At 44.8% G+C, this 19,787-nt stretch carries 18 protein-coding genes; 12 read left to right on the plus strand and 6 right to left on the minus strand.

The window, feature by feature from the left end; genetic code table 11:
• Positions 1-176 precede the first annotated feature (176 nt).
• The 4 genes from V6669_RS13440 to V6669_RS13455 are packed head-to-tail and all read left to right on the plus strand — an operon-like array spanning position 177 to position 3,862.
• Complete coding sequence (locus tag V6669_RS13440) at positions 177-884, plus strand: response regulator transcription factor (protein WP_338594304.1); 708 nt, start codon at positions 177-179, stop codon at positions 882-884.
• The gene (locus V6669_RS13445) at positions 862-2,319 is read left to right on the plus strand and encodes a HAMP domain-containing sensor histidine kinase (RefSeq protein WP_338594306.1); all 1,458 of its coding nucleotides are present in this window, start codon (positions 862-864) and stop codon (positions 2,317-2,319) included. The genes V6669_RS13440 and V6669_RS13445 overlap by 23 nt, the downstream gene beginning before the upstream one ends.
• 35 nt (positions 2,320-2,354) lie before the next feature.
• Positions 2,355-3,434 (plus strand): AI-2E family transporter, encoded by a 1,080-nt coding sequence (locus V6669_RS13450; protein ID WP_338594307.1) that lies wholly within the window; start codon positions 2,355-2,357, stop codon positions 3,432-3,434.
• 29 nt (positions 3,435-3,463) lie between these two features.
• On the plus strand, positions 3,464-3,862 hold the full coding sequence (locus tag V6669_RS13455) for an Asp23/Gls24 family envelope stress response protein (protein ID WP_074094839.1): 399 nt from the start codon (positions 3,464-3,466) through the stop codon (positions 3,860-3,862).
• 28 nt (positions 3,863-3,890) lie between these two features.
• Here V6669_RS13455 and V6669_RS13460 read toward each other — a convergent pair whose 3' ends face one another.
• Positions 3,891-4,736, minus strand: a complete 846-nt coding sequence (locus tag V6669_RS13460) for an AraC family transcriptional regulator (RefSeq protein ID WP_338594309.1) — start codon at positions 4,734-4,736, stop codon at positions 3,891-3,893.
• A gap of 201 nt (positions 4,737-4,937) precedes the next feature.
• Between V6669_RS13460 and V6669_RS13465 the strand changes: the two genes are divergently transcribed.
• The 3 genes from V6669_RS13465 to V6669_RS13475 all read left to right on the plus strand — a co-directional run bounded on the left by V6669_RS13465 (position 4,938) and on the right by V6669_RS13475 (position 9,273).
• Complete coding sequence (locus V6669_RS13465) at positions 4,938-5,942, plus strand: aldo/keto reductase (protein ID WP_338594311.1); 1,005 nt, start codon at positions 4,938-4,940, stop codon at positions 5,940-5,942.
• Positions 5,943-6,258: 316 nt separating this feature from the next.
• The gene (locus tag V6669_RS13470) at positions 6,259-7,800 is read left to right on the plus strand and encodes an acyl--CoA ligase (RefSeq protein WP_338594935.1); all 1,542 of its coding nucleotides are present in this window, start codon (positions 6,259-6,261) and stop codon (positions 7,798-7,800) included.
• Positions 7,801-8,028: 228 nt separating this feature from the next.
• Positions 8,029-9,273, plus strand: coding sequence for an aminopeptidase (locus V6669_RS13475; RefSeq protein WP_145147292.1), 1,245 nt, complete (start codon positions 8,029-8,031; stop codon positions 9,271-9,273).
• Positions 9,274-9,552: 279 nt separating this feature from the next.
• On the opposite strand, the gene V6669_RS13480 is transcribed toward V6669_RS13475, so the two are convergent.
• Positions 9,553-10,011: a GyrI-like domain-containing protein gene (locus tag V6669_RS13480; protein WP_338594313.1), complete on the minus strand. Its 459-nt coding sequence runs from the start codon at positions 10,009-10,011 to the stop codon at positions 9,553-9,555.
• 166 nt (positions 10,012-10,177) lie between these two features.
• On the opposite strand from V6669_RS13480, the gene V6669_RS13485 reads away from it, so the two are divergent.
• Positions 10,178-11,338, plus strand: a complete 1,161-nt coding sequence (locus V6669_RS13485; RefSeq protein WP_338594314.1) for a leucine-rich repeat domain-containing protein — start codon at positions 10,178-10,180, stop codon at positions 11,336-11,338.
• Between the two features lie 49 nt (positions 11,339-11,387).
• Here V6669_RS13485 and V6669_RS13490 read toward each other — a convergent pair whose 3' ends face one another.
• The 3 genes from V6669_RS13490 to V6669_RS13500 form a co-directional block, all read right to left on the minus strand.
• Positions 11,388-12,020 (minus strand): nitroreductase family protein, encoded by a 633-nt coding sequence (locus V6669_RS13490; protein WP_338594315.1) that lies wholly within the window; start codon positions 12,018-12,020, stop codon positions 11,388-11,390.
• Between the two features lie 503 nt (positions 12,021-12,523).
• Entirely contained in the window at positions 12,524-13,297 is a 774-nt protein-coding gene (locus V6669_RS13495; RefSeq protein WP_338594317.1) for a M15 family metallopeptidase, read from the minus strand.
• Positions 13,298-13,752: 455 nt separating this feature from the next.
• A complete protein-coding gene (locus V6669_RS13500) occupies positions 13,753-14,115 on the minus strand; it encodes an iron-sulfur cluster biosynthesis family protein (RefSeq protein WP_338594318.1) in 363 nt (120 codons plus the stop codon).
• 252 nt (positions 14,116-14,367) lie between these two features.
• On the opposite strand from V6669_RS13500, the gene V6669_RS13505 reads away from it, so the two are divergent.
• The 4 genes from V6669_RS13505 to V6669_RS13520 are packed head-to-tail and all read left to right on the plus strand — an operon-like array spanning position 14,368 to position 18,904.
• Positions 14,368-15,342: an ABC transporter ATP-binding protein gene (locus tag V6669_RS13505; RefSeq protein WP_338594320.1), complete on the plus strand. Its 975-nt coding sequence runs from the start codon at positions 14,368-14,370 to the stop codon at positions 15,340-15,342.
• The gene (gene opuFB, locus V6669_RS13510; protein WP_338594322.1) at positions 15,335-16,849 is read left to right on the plus strand and encodes an osmoprotectant update ABC transporter permease/substrate-binding subunit OpuFB; all 1,515 of its coding nucleotides are present in this window, start codon (positions 15,335-15,337) and stop codon (positions 16,847-16,849) included. Before V6669_RS13505 ends, opuFB begins: the two co-directional genes overlap by 8 nt.
• A 50-nt stretch (positions 16,850-16,899) precedes the next feature.
• Complete coding sequence (locus V6669_RS13515; RefSeq protein ID WP_338594936.1) at positions 16,900-18,246, plus strand: NAD(P)/FAD-dependent oxidoreductase; 1,347 nt, start codon at positions 16,900-16,902, stop codon at positions 18,244-18,246.
• 37 nt (positions 18,247-18,283) lie between these two features.
• On the plus strand, positions 18,284-18,904 hold the full coding sequence (locus V6669_RS13520; protein WP_338594324.1) for a DUF1349 domain-containing protein: 621 nt from the start codon (positions 18,284-18,286) through the stop codon (positions 18,902-18,904).
• Between the two features lie 231 nt (positions 18,905-19,135).
• Here V6669_RS13520 and V6669_RS13525 read toward each other — a convergent pair whose 3' ends face one another.
• Positions 19,136-19,609 (minus strand): SET domain-containing protein, encoded by a 474-nt coding sequence (locus tag V6669_RS13525; RefSeq protein WP_338594325.1) that lies wholly within the window; start codon positions 19,607-19,609, stop codon positions 19,136-19,138.
• Between the last annotated feature and the right edge of the window lie 178 nt (positions 19,610-19,787).

A 19,787-nucleotide genomic window follows, 5' to 3' on the forward strand; every position in this document is an offset into this window, starting at 1 on the left:
AAAGCTTGAATGTAGGCTGAAAACAGCCCTATTTTAGTTGATGCCTTGGCTTGCGCCAGGGCTCTATTTCTATTTATTTAGATTATCTTTAGAAATGATTTAGGTTGAATTAAGAGACGTAGTATATAGTAATAATGTAGAGATAGGCATAGAGTATAGGAAATGAGAGGAATAACATGAGATACACCGTATTAATTGCAGATGACGAACCAGAGATTGTTGAACTGCTTCAACTCTATCTGGAGAAGGACTATACCATTAAAACTGCGGTGAATGGAGCCGAGGCATTACAATGCATACGTTCAACACAGATCGATCTGGTCATACTGGACATCATGATGCCTGTAATGGATGGATTGCAGTTGATCAAACAGATCAGGGCTACACATCACATGCCTGTACTGTTCCTGTCCGCCAAAAGTCAGGATCACGATAAAATCCTTGGACTCGGACTTGGGGCAGACGATTATATAGCGAAGCCGTTCAACCCGCTTGAGATTGTCGCCAGAGTAGAGGCGTTGCTCAGAAGAGTCAATCAATTTGATGCAGCGGAGATCCCCGCAGAAAAAGATCAAAATCTGGTATTAGGTGATCTGACCCTGGATCGATCCCAATGTATCCTTTTTCGTTCAGGAAGTCCTGTAACATTGACCTCTACAGAGTATAAAATCATGGAATTGTTGCTCGATCAACCTGGCCGAGTGTTCACCCGTAAAAAAATATACGAAGCGGTCTGGGGCGATTATTATGCGCACGAGGACAGTACTATCATGGTACATATCAGCAACATTCGGGAGAAGATCGAGCGTGACTCCAGACAACCGGAATATCTCAAAACGATAAGGGGACTGGGATACAAAATTGAAGCGCCCATGGAAAGCTAGAGAAAAGCGACTGTTGCAGACATCCCTGACACTGGACTTCTTGCTGTTCAACTTCTTTTTGCTATTACTGGTATTGATTGTGTACCTTATGGTTTCGCTTGATGTCGTGGATTTTCGCATTTCGGATCAGGTGGTTGATCCGGATCTGAATGTTGAAGCCCACGTATATGTGGAAGAGCTGGAGAATGAATTTTACTCCGGTGGTGGTTCGGTGGCGAAAGGCAAAGACACAGAGATTCAACGTCTCAAGGACAGCGGTGGCTGGATTGAAATTCTGGATGCGAATCGCAATGTCATTCGTCATGTGGGAGACAAGCAAGATTCGTTCACCCATTACAGTGAAGCTGATCTGTATGCTGGACTGGAGAACCGAAGCGACCAGCCGTACTATTACTCCATCACTCCATTTTCGACAGAAGGAGCGGCAACGTATGTGTTGCTGAAGATCCCGCGTGATCTGGTCAGCGTGCGAATTAACGATAATCAGTTGATTACCAATCTGAAACATCCATTATCCTTTTACATTATGATTGGCATCGGTTTGGTTTTATTGTTGATCTTTGTCTATAGCTATTGGGTCGCACGGAGAATCAAAAAACCACTCAGTATCCTCTCCTCGGGTCTTACGCAGATGATACAAGGAAATTATAGTACACGAATGTCGATCTCAGCCGAGAGGGAATTTGTCCAGATTGGTGAGACCTTTAACTACATGGCGGATGTCATTGAGAACACCTCTGCGGAGAAACGTTACGCCGAAGAGAGCAAACAGCGACTAATTGTAGATTTATCACATGATCTGAAGACACCGATAACATCTATACAGGGATATGCGCAGGCATTGGTGGAAGGACGTGGGGAGGACAAGGACAGGCAGCAAAGATATCTGGGATATATCTATAACAAGTCCGTTCAAGTTGCACGCATGATACAGAATATGCTGGAGCTGCTCAAGGTGGATTCGCCCGATTTTCGCATGCATATTCAGAGAAGAGAAATTGGAGAATTCGTGCGCGAGATTATGGCAGATACCTATGGGGAGATTGAACAGAAACAGTTTGTCCTCCATGTACTTGTTCCTGATCAGGAGATCTACGCGAGGTATGATCCGGAGCTGTTATCCAGAGTCATTCAGAATCTGATCACCAATGCTCTGTCTTATAATCCACTCGGGACAGAACTGCGCGTCGAACTCATTCCGCTTCATACCCATGTGGTGATAGAGGTGGCAGATAACGGAGTGGGCATACCTCAAGAACTATGGTCAACGATCTTTGACCCGTTTGTACGAGGGGATGAGGCGCGGACAGCGACCGGAGGCACCGGACTTGGTTTGTCCATCGCACGACGTAATACGGAGAAAATGGGTGGACGGCTGATCCTTTCCCGGCGTGGGCGAGAGACCACCGTGTTTACCATTGAGATTCCAAATTAAATAAGAGAAGAAATGTCCATGTGGAGGGAAATATTTTGTTCAAAGTAAATACGTTTGTCCGGTTCAGTATTGCACTGGCGCTGATATTGGTTAATATCTATTTATTATCACGTGTAAGCTTCATCTTTCAGCCGCTCGTCACCATGATTACGGTCATTACCGTGCCGATGATGTTGTCGGTGTTCTTTTATTATCTGCTCAGACCGCTTGTGAATTATATGGAGAAAAAGAAAATAAATCGCACGCTAAGTATTTTGCTAATCTATCTGGTTATTGCTATTCTGGGAGTGTTCTTCATCATTGGTTTATGGCCATCGTTACGTGAGCAACTGATCAATCTGGTTGATAACGCACCAAGTCTAATTAATTCATTAAGTGACCAGCTGAGAGAGCTGGAGCAAAATGGTGCCATTCAGGCCTTGTTCCCTGAGGGCTCGACACCGTTCTCCCAGATCACGGAGTATATTAACAAAGGATTTAACTTTGTAACGAACTATGTAAGTGGATTTTTCTCGCTTGTTTCCAGTTTTGCGATTATCTTGTTTACATTACCCATCCTTTTGTTCTATATGCTGTTACAAGGCGAGAAATTTGGTCGTAAACTGGCACATATCGCTCCAAAACGTTTCCAAAATGACAGCCGTGAAGTCGTAATTGAGATTGATCAGGCGCTGAGTGGTTTTATTGTGGGAAGAGTTTTGGTGAATCTGGCACTGGGTGTACTGATGTATATCGGTTTCCTGATCATTGGACTGCCGTACGCATTACTGCTCACGGTAATCGCGGTCATCATGAACTTTGTTCCATTTATCGGAGCGATTGTGTCGTCCGTACCTATTGTGATCATGGGTCTCGTGGTATCACCATCGGTTGCCATCTGGTCCCTGATTATTATTCTTGTCGCTCAGCAGATTCAGGACAACCTGGTTGCACCTTACGTATTCGGCAAAAAACTGGATATTCACCCGCTCACGACCATCATTCTGGTGTTGGGTGCAGGCGACCTGGGTGGGATTATTGCCATCCTGATTATTATCCCGGTTTATATGATCGTTAAAATTCTTTTGGTTCGAATCTATAACATGTTCTTCAAGGACAAATGGCAGAATGCTTAGAATTTAAATTATTCGAAGGAGTGGAGCACATGTCTGAAATTATCGAAAAACAATACAATGAACCTGAATATATCGCACCTCAATCTGTTCAAATGGGTACCATTCATATCTCGAACGATGTGTTGTCCAAGATCGTGGGGATGGCCGCTCAATCAACGGCTGGCGTATCCTCCATGTCCGTTGGACTGACTGAAGGGATTGCCAAGAGTATCAGCGGCAAGAGTCTGCAAAAAGGGATTGACGTACACGTCAAAGACGATCAGGCAACCATCCAGCTGCGCATCAACATTCAATATGGCAACAAGATGCACGAGGTTTGCCGTGAACTTCAACATAATGTTCAACAGGCTGTAGAACAATTAGCCGGCGTTATGGTCAATGAAATCAAAGTGCAGGTTGTTGGTATATCCATGCCGGAGACGGTATAACCAATTGGCACAAACAGCACCTTCCCAATTAACAACTTAACTGGGAGGGTGCTGTTTTATGTTTACGGTAGTAGGTGGGCGCTTCACCCATCACTTTTTTGAACATTTTGGAGAAAAGCAATTGATCCGTATAGCCCACAGAACGGGCAATATCACCAATGGTCAGACCGGGATCAAGGGTCAATTCGGCTGCCCTACGCATCCGATAATGGACCAGATACGACTGAATACTGCTTCCCATCTGGTCCTTGAACAGAGAGCACAGATAACTGCGCTGCAAACCGACATGGGCCGCGATGGACTGAACGGTAATGGCATTGGCATAGTTCATTTCAATGAAGTCCATTACCTGCGTAACGTACGTTTCCTTCGAATAATCCGGCATGGGTTGAAGATGCTCTGAATTAGCCTGATCAATTAAAATAGAGAAAAATTGATACAGCAAACCAGTCATGCTAATCTCCCAGCCTTTGTGGGTATTGCGAGAATTGATCATTCGGTGCAGGCAGAATCGCATCTCGTCATCCTCATTACCCAGCTCAAAAATCGGGTGATGCTCTGACAGACATGCTTGCTGTAAAAAGGAAGAACTATTGCTGCCTTGAAAAGCAACCCAGCTGTATTCCCATGGATCATCCTGATCTGCTTCGTAATGCACGACGGAATGTGGAACGATCAGAAATCCCTGTCCTTTGTGCAGGGTATACGTTTTGCCACCGACTTCGAAGGTGCCTTTGCCATTCAAAATATAATGAATTTTATAATAGTCTCTCATGGCAGGGCCAAAGTGGTGACCTGGTGTACAGGCTTCGGTTCCATAATGAAGAAGCTGAAGCTCCTGAAAATGATTGTTCTTGAACATATACGTAATCAAGGGTATTCACTCCTGTGTGATTTCGTCTCATCTTGCATTTTAACATATTAATTCGTGTGAAAGATGAATAATTAAACATCAGTATATATAGATAACAATCATTTTTCCATATGTTCAAAGTGAAATGCCATATCGTTTTGATAGAAAAATGTCTAAGATGAAAAGGAATTCAACAAACCTTACAGGAAAGTGAGAATAACGATGCCCTATACTGCGAGTGAACAACGATATGATGAGATGAAATATGTACGTTCCGGCAAATCCGGAATCAGACTGCCGCAAATTGCGCTGGGTTTATGGCAGAACTTTGGTGGCAACCGTACATTGGATATTCAGGAAGAAATGATTTTACGTGCCTTTGACCTCGGAATTAACCATTTCGATCTGGCGAATAACTATGGTCCACCTCCAGGATCAGCGGAAGAGAACTTTGGTGTGATTTACAAAAAACATCTTCGTCCTTACCGGGATGAACTGCTTATCTCATCGAAGGCAGGCTACCATATGTGGAGTGGACCATATGGCGAGTGGGGTTCCCGCAAAAACCTGATTGCCAGTCTGGATCAAAGTCTTGGTCGGATGGGGCTGGATTATGTGGACATTTTCTATCATCACCGTCCAGATCCGGATACGCCGTTGGAAGAAACGATGACGGCATTGGATCATATCGTGCGGCAAGGTAAAGCTCTGTATGTGGGCTTGTCCAATTATAATGCAGAACAGACACAAGAAGCGGTAACCATTCTGCGTCGTCTGGGTACGCCATGTCTGGTTCATCAACCAAACTACTCGATGCTGAATCGCTGGATTGAAGACGGTCTGCAAGACGTACTGGATGAGCAAGGCGTAGGTTCCATTGCGTTCTGTCCACTCGGCCGCGGTCAGTTGACGAATAAATATATCGACAAGATCAAGGAAGAACGAGCCAATCCAACAGGCAATTTGAAAAAAGAAGCTTACACAGACGAACGGATTGCCAAGTTTGATGCGCTTCAGGCGGTTGCGGAGCGAAGAGGTCAAACGATCTCTCAACTGGCTCTGAACTGGATTTTGCGTGAGAACCGTGTAACCTCTGCACTGATTGGTGCAAGCCGAGTGTCCCAGATTGAAGAAAATGTAGCTGCGCTCAGCGCACCTGACCTGACAACGGAAGAGTTGAATGAGATCGAAAGCATTTTGGACGGAATGGGTAATTATCCGTGGTAACATACACAGTATAGCTGTGTGAAAATTATAGTTAGGTAAAACTAATGTAATATAAATGAAGAATGAAATGGCGCCTATCTGATCAATCAGGAAGGCGCCATTTTGTATATGTCATTTTCTTTATAGGATAAGATCTATTATAATAGTTCATTAATTGACCTATGTTTATTTTTTCAGAATGAACCTAGTTCATAGCACCTGGTCCTAGGATTTAGGGTATAATATATAGAAGCTATACATTTGAACTACGAAGGAGAGGCTCCATTTGAACTTTGAACAGTGGATTTCGCCTGAAAGCTATAACCTGACATCCGAGATGGAGAATCATCCATCAGACCGGATTGCACTTAGATGGCTCAGCGATCAACGAGAATTGGAAGAGATCACGTATGGTGATTTGTTCAAGCAGGCGAATCGTCTTGCTGGTGGCTTGCGTGAACTTGGACTGGAGAAAGGTGACCGGGTGTTGGTCATGGTACCACGCCGTATTATTGCCTACGTCATTTATATTGCTTGTCTGAAATTGGGGATTGCCGTTATTCCTTCCTCCGAGATGTTACGGGCAAAAGATCTGGAGTATCGTCTGCGTCACTCTGAGGCGCGGGCTGTTATTGTATGGTCCGAGACGACCTCGGAAGTGGAAAAGATGGACGCGGATCTTCCATCACTGGCACATCGCATCGTAGCATCACCGAATGGTGAAGTTGGCGTACCTGCCGAAGGTTGGGTCAATGTGCATGAGTTAATGCAGAATCAACCCGATGAGATGGCTGCGGTGGAAACACACCGTGATGATACAGCTATTCTTGCTTATACTTCGGGCACAACAGGTAATCCCAAAGGAGTTGTACATAGCCACGGTTGGGGATATGCCCACCTGCGGATCGCTTCTTCATTATGGCTGGATATTCAACCTTCAGATACCGTATGGGCAACGGCTGCACCTGGCTGGCAAAAATGGATCTGGAGCCCGTTCCTGTCGGTACTCGGAAGAGGCGCGACTGGACTGGTCTACAACGGATCATTCCAGCCCAAGCGTTACCTGGAACTGATGCAGGAACATCAGATTAATGTCCTTTGCTGTACACCAACGGAATATCGGTTGATGGCCAAAGCCGATGATCTTGGACATTATGACCTGTCCCATCTGCGCAGTGCCGTGTCAGCGGGTGAACCGCTCAATCAGGAAGTCATTGAAATCTTCCAACGTCATTTCGATTTGACCATTCGAGACGGATATGGACAGACCGAGAGCACATTGTTAATCGGCAGTCTCAAAGACGCTCCGGTACGCATTGGCTCCATGGGTCAGTCGATTACACCTGGGTTGATTGAAATCATTAACGAAGACGGACAGCCTGTTCCTGCGGGTGAAGTCGGAGATATCGCGGTACACAAAGAGATGCCAGCTTTGTTCCGGTCTTATTATCAGGATGAGGGACGGAAGGAAGCGAGTCAGCGTGGCGATTATTTTGTAACAGGGGACCGTGCACGCAAAGACGAAGAAGGATACTTCTGGTTTGAAGGACGCAGTGATGACATCATCATCAGTTCGGGCTACACGATTGGACCATTCGAGGTGGAAGAAGCACTCATGAAACATGCCAGTGTGAAGGAATGCGCGGTGGTTGCAAGTCCGGATGAGATCCGTGGGAATGTGGTGAAAGCATTTGTCGTACTGCGAGATGATTCACTGGCTTCACCAGAACTGATGCGTGAATTGCAGCACCACGTCAAGGAAATCACAGCACCTTATAAATATCCACGTAAGATCGAATTTGTTACGGATCTGCCGAAGACAAACTCAGGCAAAATCCGCCGGATCGAGTTGCGCGAACAAGAAAAACGTAATGGTTAAATGAGATTAGGTAACGAATGATTGAAAAATAATAGCATAAGTAGTGAAAGAGAAGGAATCGATTCTGAAGAAGCGATAGCGTTCGTATTTGTCTCCTAATTTTAACCTTTGAAAATACGATGAAGAAAATTTAGAGACAACGACGATCTAAAGAACGATCCTTCGCTGTAACGGCCACTCAGCAGATTCCGAGTCATCTTAAAATTTGAAACAGGAGTGAACACAACCATGAGTCAATTTGAACAAACCTTTGAAAAGTCATTGGAACAATACGCAGAACTGGTTGTCAAAGTTGGCGTGAATATTCAAAAAGGACAGGATCTGCTCGTCACTGCACCCATCGAAACGCTTGAATTCACACGTCTGATTGTGCAAAAAGCCTATGCGGCTGGTGCAAACTATGTACAAGTGGACTTTGATGACGACAACATTACCCGCAGTCGTTTTGAACATGGCTCCAATGACAGCTTTGACTACTATCCAGCCTGGAAGGCGGATATGATGGAGAAGTTTGCAGAAGCAGGCGGCGCTACCCTGACGATCAAAGTTCCAGATCCTGAACTGTATAACGGAATTGACTCCGACAGCGTGTCCCGGGCAACCAAAGCGGCTGCTCAGGCACGTAAAGGGTACTCAAAATACACACGTAATCATGAAATTAGCTGGTGTCTGATCAAGGCACCGACCAAGGCTTGGGCGAACAAAGTGTTTGCCGACATCCCGGAAGAAGACCGAATCAACGTGATGTGGGAAACCATCTTCAAAATGAACCGTGTCGATGGCGGAGACGCTGTACAAAATTGGAGAGAACATCTGGATACCCTGAATACCATGAGTGATCTCCTGAACAAAAAGAACTATAAGAGCCTGCATTACCGTGCGCCAGGTACAGACTTGAAAATTGAATTGGTCCACAACCACATCTGGGGTGGCGGTGGTAGCGAAAATAAACAAGGTGTATACACGGTCGCCAATATGCCGACTGAAGAAGTATTCACCATGCCTAAGCGCAGCGGAGTGAATGGATATGTTAGCAGCACCATGCCTTTGAACCTGAACGGGCAACTGGTAGACCAGATGAGAATCACATTCAAGGATGGACAGGTTGTAGCGTTTACGGCAGCATCCGGTGAAGAGCATTTGAAGAACCTGTTTGCCACCGATGAAGGAGCACGTTATCTGGGTGAGGTCGCACTCGTACCACATGACTCTCCGATCTCCAACCTGAATCGCATTTTCTATAATACAGGTATTGATGAAAATGCATCTTGCCACTTGGCTGTGGGAAGTGCGTATCCATTCAACATGAAAGATGGCACAACGATGTCGAACGAAGAGTTGCTGAAGCATGAGTGCAATGTGAGTTTGACACACGTCGATTTCATGATCGGTTCCGCAGAGCTGGATATCGATGGTGAGTTACAGGACGGCACAATCGAGCCGGTATTCCGTAAAGGCAACTGGGCATTTTAATTTCTAATCTAGTTATATAAGTTGAACTAAAGATTATTTACACTGGCACTACGATGACAGAATAACCTTCCAATCGCTGTTATCCCCAGATTTTTTTGATTCCCTTCTCTCAAGGGAAAAATCCGGGGATAAAGGCGACCGCTTCGCTTTTTCAGGTTTTTTCTGTCCTCTCCGTTATCGTGTAAATGATTAGTTTAACTTAAATAGTAAAAGTAATAGTATTGAACAAGAAAGTGACTTCAACCTGAAGTCACTTTTTTCGTTTCCTCGTAACGTGGATTACACACGTCTTACAGGCACACAGATTTCGCACCAATGCTGATGGAGCAGTTCCCAACGATATCGTTCTATAACCGGCTTGTTGTCCATCTGATAACCACTTGTTTGTAAATGAGGGATGATCATATTCCATGCTTGCTGAATAGCTTCTGCCGTGTGCTTTACTATACAGATGAGATAATCTCCGCCTGATAGCTCGCCAAACTCAATAGAATCATCTTTCAGACGTTCAGATTCAGTGATAACAATACAGGCATCATATCTGCAGTTCTGAGGAGGTGTGCTCGCCGGGTCATCCTGGGGAATACCGAGTAGAATTGCTGCTTCATTAACCAGTTGATTTTTGTCTGCCCATTGTTTCAGCGTATTCATCGCTTGAGCATTGGCTGGACCGTAAGGACCCACTTGTCGAACATAGGCAAGACGATATGACGGGAGGTTTTCGATATACATTTGCATGGAATTCTTCCTCTCAATATGGTTTCTCTTACAAGTTGGATGCTAACATGGTATAAAAGAATTTGCTTAGGTTATTGTTGAATCTCGGCGACGAAACTCATAGAATAGGGATAATATGTTGGAAGACTGTTCCAATTGAGCAAAACGAGAGGGGGAGGTGTTAGACATGGATATTACTTATGCCTTCACGGATGAACATTTCAGGCAAGTTGTGTTGGATCGTTTTTGTAATCAGCGGGATTTCATTCAGGAGAGTGACGTTTGTGAGGTTGAGACATTGCAACTTTCCAATCACAATATTAGCAGTCTTGACGGAATCGAGTATTTCAGGGATCTTCAAGAGTTGGATTGTACCTATAATCAATTGAGAAGTTTGGATCTAGCTCAGAACCACAAGCTGAGGACATTACGTTGCAGAGAGAATCAACTTCTTACACTGGACCTCAGTTCTAATTCGGATTTGCAAGTGCTGGATTGCAGTTTTAATCGACTTCGCAAATTGGATCTTTCTCATAATCCCAAACTTGTAACGGTGGAGTGTCATTGGAATATGTTATCTGAGCTGGCTTCGGAGCCCCTTGAGCAGTTGGAGGAACTTAGTTGCAGTTATAACGCTCTTTTCTCACTTGAACTTGAACACAATAACCAACTGCGGCGACTTGATTGCGCCAACAATTACATGTTGGAACTTGATGTAACTGGTTGTCCCAACTTGCTTGAACTTCGTTGTAACCACAACCATATTAAACAGTTGGATCTTCGTTCGAATTTGGTTTTGGAGAGTGTCCGGTGTTTTAACAACCATATTAGCAAGCTGGATATTCGCCATAACGTGCAACTGAAAGAGCTGTACTGTTCAGAGAACAAGTTGGCCGAGTTAGATTATAGCCTTAATCCCAAGCTGGAAAGATTGCAGTATGCAGACAATCTAATATTTGAATCCAATCATGAAGTTCCGGGTATGGGGGTGTTTCAGTATGACGTCTCGATGTCCAACTATCAGATGAGCTTACTTATTCAGGATAAAGAACTGGTAGTCACTGCACAGGTTTCAACCAAGACAGAGATGGAAATATTGTCCCCATATATGAAAGAGACGTGGAAACGGTGGGACATGCTTGGTGAACAGGCGCTTAAAACCATTGCCGAGGCTCATCCGGACGAGGATATCAATGCATTGATTTTGGCTGATGCAGAATTTCAGGGAGATCAATACCTTCGATTGGGTTATGATGCGGGGGATACACCAGCTGGTCGACTGTACATATATGCCGAGTTTGACGATGAATTTCAAATGTTGGATATGTTGATCTATGAAACGTACTAAAGCCACGAGATCGTGGCTTTTTTGCTGTGTTAATTTGTTATATTATATGTTACTCAGCGTGCATTTTGTTGAAGCTAACATATTCGTTAATTGGTTTACGGTAACCGCGCGGGCGCTGTTTGGCTTCCGACTTTTTGCCGATGGTGATCAGCATAACCGGTACATAATGGTTAGGGATTTCCAAACTCTTTTGCAGTTCTTCGGAGTCAAAGCCAATCATTGGACAAGTGTCCCAACCGCGATCCTGAGCGATCAGCATCAATTGCATGGCAGACAGGCTGGCATTGCGAATCGCATCCTCACGTTGGAAGAATCTGCCCCGAGATTCGTAAAATTCAGTGACACTTTGGGATTCCTGCTCGTATTGGAACGGAGTAAAAGCGCCCAGGTTCAGCAAGCCTTCGTTAATGGTGCGGATATGATGATGTGCGTTAACATCGCCCAAAACCACGATGACCGCAGAAGCTGTTTTTACTTTATATTGCTGGGAAGCTTCATAGACTTTCTCTTTCTGTTCCTCATCTTTAATCACAAGATAGTGCGTGTGTTGCAGGTTAAAGGCAGATGGTGCAAATTTGTTCAGGGCAAACATCTCTTGTAGTTCCGAATCTGAAATTTCAATTCCTTCTTCAAAAATAACGGCCGATCTACGGTTTTTGACTAGATTCTCCAACTCACTCATGGTGGTTTCCCTCGCTTATGTATAATTTATAAACTGACTATAACACACTTAGTTACTTTATGTAAGTATTATTTTTGAATAAGACAAGGATTGTCTGCCATACGCTAAAATAAAACACTAGAGGTGATTCATGAAAGCATTGATCGCAAGGTATATGGGAGGACATGACCCTCATGAATTTCGGGTATATGTGATCCAATCTTCGACGTTAAAACGTTTTGTAGTTGTGGAGATTATTCTAGGCCCTATCGTGTACAATGTCGCACTTTATTTGTGCCATAATGCAATACTTGCTGGCGTAGGCTCTTGGGCTGGAACAGAAGGTCTGAAGAGACTACCACTGGTCTTTAGAAAAATCGTTGGGACATGATGAGGGGTGTAAATGAAAGATTGAAGCAGAAGAGGGCCAGTTGCGGCCCCATCTTCTCCTTCAGTCATGTTATCTATAGTCACGCTTCTTTTATCTGATCGGATAACTGACTAAACTTGGGTTCAAACCTGCCTTATTTGGCACGTTCCAAATACTGCTCCAGCGTAAGTTTCTGGTTGGTAATCTCACCAGCAATATATACTCCGACATATCGTACATGCCATGGCTCATAGGAGTAACCGGTCAATTTCTCCTGATCTTTGCCATAACGGATGATGAATCCGTACTTGTGGGCATTGGCTTTCAGCCATTTGCCTTCTTTGGTGTTGCCGAAGCTTTGCTGAAGATCATAACCAGCCGAAGCGCTGGAGATATCCATGGCTAGACCAGTCTGATGTTCGCTTTGTCCTGGCCGAGCACTTGTTTTATTGGCAACAGCTTCACCTTTGATACTGGCATTACGGTCAAAGATCGATTTCTGGGTCGCATAAGAGCGATAGCCAGACACCGCTTTGATATCGATGCCGTCTTTTTTGGCAGCCGCAAATAATTTTTCAATCGCGGTTGCAGCCACTTTACGCATTTGTTTCTTCGGACTGGAGCCTGAGAAGCTAAAAGGAATATTAGGTACAACCAAATCTTGAGGTGCATAAGTTGAAGGCAGATTTCTCTTTTTATTGACAAGTACAACTGTACTGGACACATTGGTCACGGTTGCCACATTTTTAATCGTTTTGATCGTACGACCAGGTGCATTATCATGCAGAAATTGAGTGAAGCTGGAGCTTGCCGCAGACGCGATGGGATTCAGGCTTGAAGTGATAGGAAACGTAGTAAAAGCAGAACCTGCTACAACAGAGCCTACGAGAATTGTAGATATGATGGATTTACGAGTAAAAGATTTCATGATGTGTGTTCCTCCTCGGATTATATGAATCTATATACCGAGTATACTAGAGGATTATATCCATAGGTTCTCCAATTGTTTCCGAGTTGTAAACAAAGTTTGCTATATTAGTTGAACCAAAGATTTTTACACTGGACACTTCGATGACAGAACAACCTTCCTAGCGCTGTTATCCCAAGATTTTCCCCTTAATAAGGGGAAAATCTTGGGATAGCGTATGCTTACGAAGCAGCTTTCTTTCAGAAAGCTTTTAGGCGAACACTTCGTTTCTTCAGGTTCTTTCTGTCCTCTCCGTTTCGTGTAAATGTTTAGTTCATCTTTTATAGAGTCTTTTTTGCAACTCTGATAGAGGCATATAAGGAAAAGAACGTTAAAAAAGCCGTTGCATTAGATGCAACGGCTTTTGATGTGAAGAAAGATAATGCTAGATTACTTCAAGTAAGCTGGAGACTGTATTACAACATGCAGGCGTCAGATCCACCGGAGCTTCCCACAGTTACGGCACGCGTGTCACGAACACGAACATTGCCGCTGAGCACACCGGAATCACTGCTTAATTTGAAAGAAGGATAATTTTCTTCCGTATCCAGCTTCATATGTTGTTCTAGGTTCAGCTGCTGCTTCGGATCAACATAGAACGGAACTAGATTGGTTTCAATCTGCGCGTCGAGAGCCGCAAGTTCATCAACAATGATAATAGCGATAACTCCGTTACATCCGCAACCTTCCAAGTCATAGATCACTTTGAAATATCCGGGTTGGTCATTCAGACTTTCCGTCAATCGTTTTGCAGCCAAATCTGTAATTTGAATATACATATAGGTACACTCCTTTATAAATGAAAAAAGTGGTGAAAGGATAATACATACTCTCAATGACTACCAATATTATACCACTATCGACATAGATCAACGCATTATTTTTTAGTGAACAGATAGCTGTAGTGAAAATGATTGAAGCAACATCATTATCCGGAGCAGTGATTATACGAACACACTTTTGGGGAAATAGATGAAGATGAATGTTAGGGCGTGTCTGAAACACGCCCTATAAAGGGGCGAAGAGAGCGAATGATTCAGTTCGAAAATGTATCGAAACAATATCCTGATGGAACAACGGCTTTACGTCAGGTTAACCTCAACATTAACAAGGGAGAACTGTTTGTCATGATTGGTCCGAGTGGATGTGGCAAAACCACCATGCTCAAAATGATCAATCGCCTGATTGAGCGAACAGATGGAACAGTGCGCATTAATGAACGCCCAATCGATGAATACAACATTCACGAATTGCGCTGGAATATCGGATATGTACTGCAACAGATTGCACTATTCCCGCATATGACAATTGCCGAAAATATTGCGGTTGTTCCTGAACTGCGAAGATGGAAGTCAGATCAAATCAAGAAGCGTGTACATACGTTACTGGACATGGTGGGTTTGCACGGAGATACGTACAGTGAGCGTAAACCGTCCGAGTTATCTGGAGGACAACAGCAGAGAATTGGTGTGTTGCGTGCACTCGCTGCCGATCCCGAGATAGTTTTGATGGATGAACCGTTCAGTGCACTCGATCCAATGAGTCGGGAGAAATTGCAGGACGATATTCTGGATATCCAACGTCAGATGAAAAAAACAATTGTGTTTGTCACCCATGATATTCAGGAAGCGATGAAGCTGGGGGATCGCATCTGCATCATGAAGGATGGACAGGTTTTGCAGGTGGGTACCCCGGAAGAACTTATCCAACAGCCAGCTAATGATTTCGTACGTGAATTTGTTGGAAGTCCTAACGCCGATACGATTTCACAATCTGATTTTGATCTCGAATCCATCATGTCACCACTCTCACCGGGTCATGTGCCAAAATCAGCCAAAACCGCCGTTCCTGTATCCATTACGTTAACGGAGTTAGTTGATATCATGGCTACCCATGACCATCTGCTGGTTGAACGTAACCGCCAGATTATTGGCGAGATCAGTCGAGTTGATCTGATGAAATACTGGTCTGGTCAGTTACAGGAACGAGGTGAAGGACATGAGTAGATTCACGGAGGTGTTCAGTGAGCGGAAAGGTCAGTTGTTGTCTGCTCTGCTGGAACATATTCAGATCTCATTTATCGCATTGTTCTTTGCTGTCCTCATCGCTATTCCGCTAGGTATATACCTGACACGCAAACCAAGAGTGGCTGAACCCATTATCGGGGTTACGGCTGTGTTGCAGACGATACCTTCCTTGGCGCTTCTCGGATTGCTCATCCCGTTATTCGGTATAGGCACACTTCCTGCAATTATTGCATTGGTGGTGTATGCGTTGCTTCCCGTACTTCGCAATACATACACAGGCATATCCGAAGTTGATCCTTCCATGGTGGAAGCAGCTAATGCGATGGGCATGAATAGTTGGCAACGTCTAATCAAAGTGGAACTGCCACTGGCGATGCCTGTCATTATGGCCGGAATTCGGACCGCGATGGTCCTGATTGTAGGAACGGCGACACTTGCTGCTTTGATTGGCGCAGGAGGTTTGGGTGCATTAATCTTGCTGGGCATTGATCGGAACGATACGGCACTGATCATCCTTGGAGCCATTCCGGCCGCATTGCTGGCTATTTTATTTGATGTACTATTGCGTCAGTTCCAGCGGTTATCCTTCAAGAAAACACTGGTCACCCTTGGTTCGCTGGCAATAATCGCGATACTTGTAATCACAATTCCCTTCTTGGCACGTGGAGGGCAGAAGGATCTCGTGATTGCTGGCAAACTGGGAGCTGAACCCGAAATTCTCATTAATATGTACAAATTGCTAATCGAAAAAGATACAGACCTGACCGTTGAACTAAAACCCGGATTAGGCAAAACGCCATTCCTTTTCAATGCACTCAACTCAGGTGATATTGACATCTATCCCGAATTCACCGGGACAGCGATCTCCGAGTTCATGAAGGAAACGGCAGTGAGTACCGATCGGACTGAGGTGTACGAACAGGCAAGAGACGGAATGCTGAGCCAGTTCAACATGGTGCTGCTGAAACCTATGGATTATAACAATACGTATACGTTGGCCGTTCCAAAGAGCATCGCAGATCAATACAATCTCAAGACTATTTCGGATCTCAAGCCAGTGGAACAGCAGATGAAGGCAGGATTCACCCTGGAATTCTCGGATCGGGAAGACGGTTACCTAGGCATTCAGAAGAAGTATGGGATTGAATTTCCGAACGTTGCGACAATGGAACCGAAGCTTCGCTATGGTGCTGTTCAACGTGGCGATATCAATCTCGTAGATGCCTACTCCACAGATAGTGAGTTGAGACAATATGAACTCGTTGTGCTGGAGGATGATCAGGAATTGTTCCCACCGTATCAAGGCGCGCCGATGCTTCGTCAAGAAACGGCAGATCAATATCCACAACTGGTTGAGGTGCTGAATCAGCTTGCTGGCAAAATTACGGATGACGAGATGCGTCAGATGAACTATGACGTGAACGTGGATGGAGCGAATCCCGAGCAGGTGGCTAGGGAGTACCTTAAACAGGCTGGGTTGCTTTAACGTTGTGTATCCCAACAATAGATGTAACAAAAGGAAGAGGAGGAACCATGATGACACAAGAAACGTATGACTTGATTGCAATTGGAACAGGAAGCGCGGCAAGCTCTGTAATCACCCGTTGCGCTGAAGCTGGCTGGAAAATCGCTGTAATTGATGAACGTGAGTTCGGCGGAACGTGTGCACTGCGCGGCTGTGATCCCAAGAAAGTGCTGGCTGGAGCGGCGGAGCTGATTGACTGGAATGAACGGATGCAAGGGAAAGGAATTCAGGGACAGGCGACCATCAACTGGTCTGAACTTATGGCCTTTAAACGTACCTTTACCGAGAGCATACCTAGAGCAAGCGAGGATAAATTCAAACAGGCAGGAATGGACACATTCCATGGTAAAGCTTCATTTGTCGATGAAGACCACATTCAAGTGGGAGAAGAAGTGCTCCATGGCAAACACATCCTGATTGCTACTGGTGCAAGACCTGCGCCACTTGAGATTGAGGGCTCAGAGCATCTTATATATAGTGATGACTTTCTGGATCTGGAACAGCTGCCGGATCGATTAGTTTTGGTAGGCGGTGGATACATTGCATTTGAGTTTGCGCATATTGCGGCCAGAGCCGGGACGGAAGTCCACATCCTGCATCGGAGTGAACAGCCTCTGAAATCGTTTGATGCGGAGCTGGTAGAATCTTTGTTGCAAAGATCAAAAGAGATCGGCATCCATGTTCACTTGAACGCGGAGGTGAAGTCCATACGGCAAGAGGGGAACTCATATGTCGTTCATGGCACACGCAATGGTGCAGATCACCAGTGGCAGTGTGGACTTGTCGTTCATGGAGCTGGGCGTATTCCTAATGTGGATGGGCTGGAATTGGAGAAAGCCAACGTCAGCTACAGCAAAAAGGGTATTACGGTGAACGAGTACTTGCAAAGCGAAAGCAATCCACGAGTGTATGCTGCTGGTGATGTAACCGATACAAAAGGGTTGCCCTTGACCCCGTTAGCAGGTCAGGAATCCCGGGCTGTATCGTTCAATTTGTTGGAGGGGAATCAAAACCAACCTAATTATAAAGTGATGCCTTCCATTGTGTTTACTGTCCCTGCCCTTGGAGCTGTAGGTATGAGCACGGAACAAGCCAAGAAAGAGGGCTACGAGGTGCAGGTAAATGATATGTCGAAATGGTATACTTACAAGCGAACTCATGAAAAATTTGCCATGGCCAAAGTGGTGATCGACAAATCAACCGGACGTATTCTGGGTGCGCATGTGCTCGGGAGCAAAACAGAAGAATTGATCAACCTTTTTGCAATGGCGATTCAGTTCAATCTGACTATCGATCAGTTAAACACCATGAATTTTGCATATCCTACTGCTGCATCGGACCTGGGTTCTTTAATTTAGAAGTGGTGATGAACTCCCCTTTGGGACGGAAGGAAGGATGAAAACAACGATGTCATCGGATTTTATTGGGCTTCATGAAGGCAAGTGGACTAAGGAACCCGTTGCTGCACGGATGGACGGGGATCGTTTCATTGTGGAAGCTCGGGAAGGCAGTGACTTCTGGGAGAACACATTCTACGGGTTCTGTCATCGGGATGGACATGCCATGCTTGCTCCATGGGACGGAACGGAAGCGATTGAGGTATCGTTTGATCTAAGCTCATTCACCGAATTATATGATCAGGCGGGATTAATGTTATGGTATGGAGAAGACCAATGGATCAAGGCCGGAGTTGAGGTCAATGATGGCGTGGCACATGTTGGAGCCGTCGTGACGGATACGTATTCGGATTGGTCACTCTCTCCTGTGCCAGAGTGGGGTGGACGAATCGTAACAATCAGAGCCTCCTACAGTAATGAGGCTGTTGTCATTCGTGCTCGCACAGATGAGCATCCTTGGCGTACGATTCGGGTTGCACGGTTTGCCTATCCAACGAACAAACACGCAGGTCCATTTTTGTGTTCACCGAAGCGTGCAGGCTTCGAGGTAGCCTTTACCAAGTGGAGATCCACGACACCCGATCAAGACTTGCATACAGATCCGCCGATTACGGATTAAAAAAAGTTAAGATGCAGGATAAACCATGAAACATGAACAGGTGTATCTGGCTTAGAAAGCAAGACAACACGAATAAGCAAGTCTTCCATTCATGGAGGACTTGCTTATTTTTGTGTTTAAACTTTGGACCATGGAGAGTACTCCAGGTACTCATTTGATCATTCACCGGGGTCAGTGAGTTCTTTTCGCACATACAACAGAGTGCTTGCAAACTTTACTTGAGTTTAACGTTTATTTACTCGTGTCCGTATCCAGGGACTGGGGTTCGGTCTCTTTTTCACCCTCATCATCATTGGACTTATTGAACTCAAGCATACGCTCCTCGTAATCATCCAGGAACCATAACGGGTCCATGCTGTCTTCCTCACCGTTATAATTGATCACGATTTCTTCGCCAGCTTTGATGTCTGTATAAGCGTAGAAGTCAAAGGTGTGGTTATCAAAATTGATATCATAGGTAGCGTTAGGTTCATAGGAGTGGTTAATCAGACTGCCGTAACCGAGCAGAATTGCGGTATGATTCGCCCCGTATTCGAACACGTAATCTTCCAAAATCGTTTTTTCGACATGCTCATGATCTTCATTTGGGTAAGGCACAACGGGTGCCTGATGGATAAGCGTTCCTTTGGCAATATCAACGGTAGCAAATACCCCGCGGTTAAACTCACTACCATCACCCAACTTGGATTGTTTCACTTCAATCATATTGTTCACCTGATGCTCTTCGAAGAGCTCCGTTCTATATAGTAGTAATTCGTTAAGGCAAAATTTTACCCCATACTTTCATATAAGGCAAATTTCAGACAAAAAGGTGCAATATTTTTGAATATGGCGTTGAGTTGTGCAGGATATAACGCTTATAATATACAAAGAATTAAGTCTA

It is taken from the genome of Paenibacillus sp. Y5S-9 (genome assembly GCF_036894235.1).
Taxonomy (GTDB): Bacteria; Bacillota; Bacilli; order Paenibacillales; family Paenibacillaceae; genus Paenibacillus.

Bases quoted from the DNA above. Each gene is read 5' to 3' on its own strand.
- V6669_RS13440 (WP_338594304.1), top strand. From the start codon at position 177: ATGAGATACACCGTATTAATTGCAGATGACGAACCAGAGATTGTTGAA.
- V6669_RS13455 (WP_074094839.1), top strand. From the start codon at position 3,464: ATGTCTGAAATTATCGAAAAACAATACAATGAACCTGAATATATCGCA.
- V6669_RS13465 (WP_338594311.1), top strand. From the start codon at position 4,938: ATGCCCTATACTGCGAGTGAACAACGATATGATGAGATGAAATATGTA.
- V6669_RS13470 (WP_338594935.1), top strand. From the start codon at position 6,259: ATGGAGAATCATCCATCAGACCGGATTGCACTTAGATGGCTCAGCGAT.
- V6669_RS13475 (WP_145147292.1), top strand. From the start codon at position 8,029: ATGAGTCAATTTGAACAAACCTTTGAAAAGTCATTGGAACAATACGCA.
- V6669_RS13480 (WP_338594313.1), bottom strand. From the start codon at position 10,011: ATGCAAATGTATATCGAAAACCTCCCGTCATATCGTCTTGCCTATGTT.
- V6669_RS13485 (WP_338594314.1), top strand. From the start codon at position 10,178: ATGGATATTACTTATGCCTTCACGGATGAACATTTCAGGCAAGTTGTG.
- V6669_RS13490 (WP_338594315.1), bottom strand. From the start codon at position 12,020: ATGAGTGAGTTGGAGAATCTAGTCAAAAACCGTAGATCGGCCGTTATT.
- V6669_RS13495 (WP_338594317.1), bottom strand. From the start codon at position 13,297: ATGAAATCTTTTACTCGTAAATCCATCATATCTACAATTCTCGTAGGC.
- V6669_RS13500 (WP_338594318.1), bottom strand. From the start codon at position 14,115: ATGTATATTCAAATTACAGATTTGGCTGCAAAACGATTGACGGAAAGT.
- V6669_RS13505 (WP_338594320.1), top strand. From the start codon at position 14,368: ATGATTCAGTTCGAAAATGTATCGAAACAATATCCTGATGGAACAACG.
- opuFB (WP_338594322.1), top strand. From the start codon at position 15,335: ATGAGTAGATTCACGGAGGTGTTCAGTGAGCGGAAAGGTCAGTTGTTG.
- V6669_RS13515 (WP_338594936.1), top strand. From the start codon at position 16,900: ATGACACAAGAAACGTATGACTTGATTGCAATTGGAACAGGAAGCGCG.
- V6669_RS13520 (WP_338594324.1), top strand. From the start codon at position 18,284: ATGAAAACAACGATGTCATCGGATTTTATTGGGCTTCATGAAGGCAAG.
- V6669_RS13525 (WP_338594325.1), bottom strand. From the start codon at position 19,609: ATGATTGAAGTGAAACAATCCAAGTTGGGTGATGGTAGTGAGTTTAAC.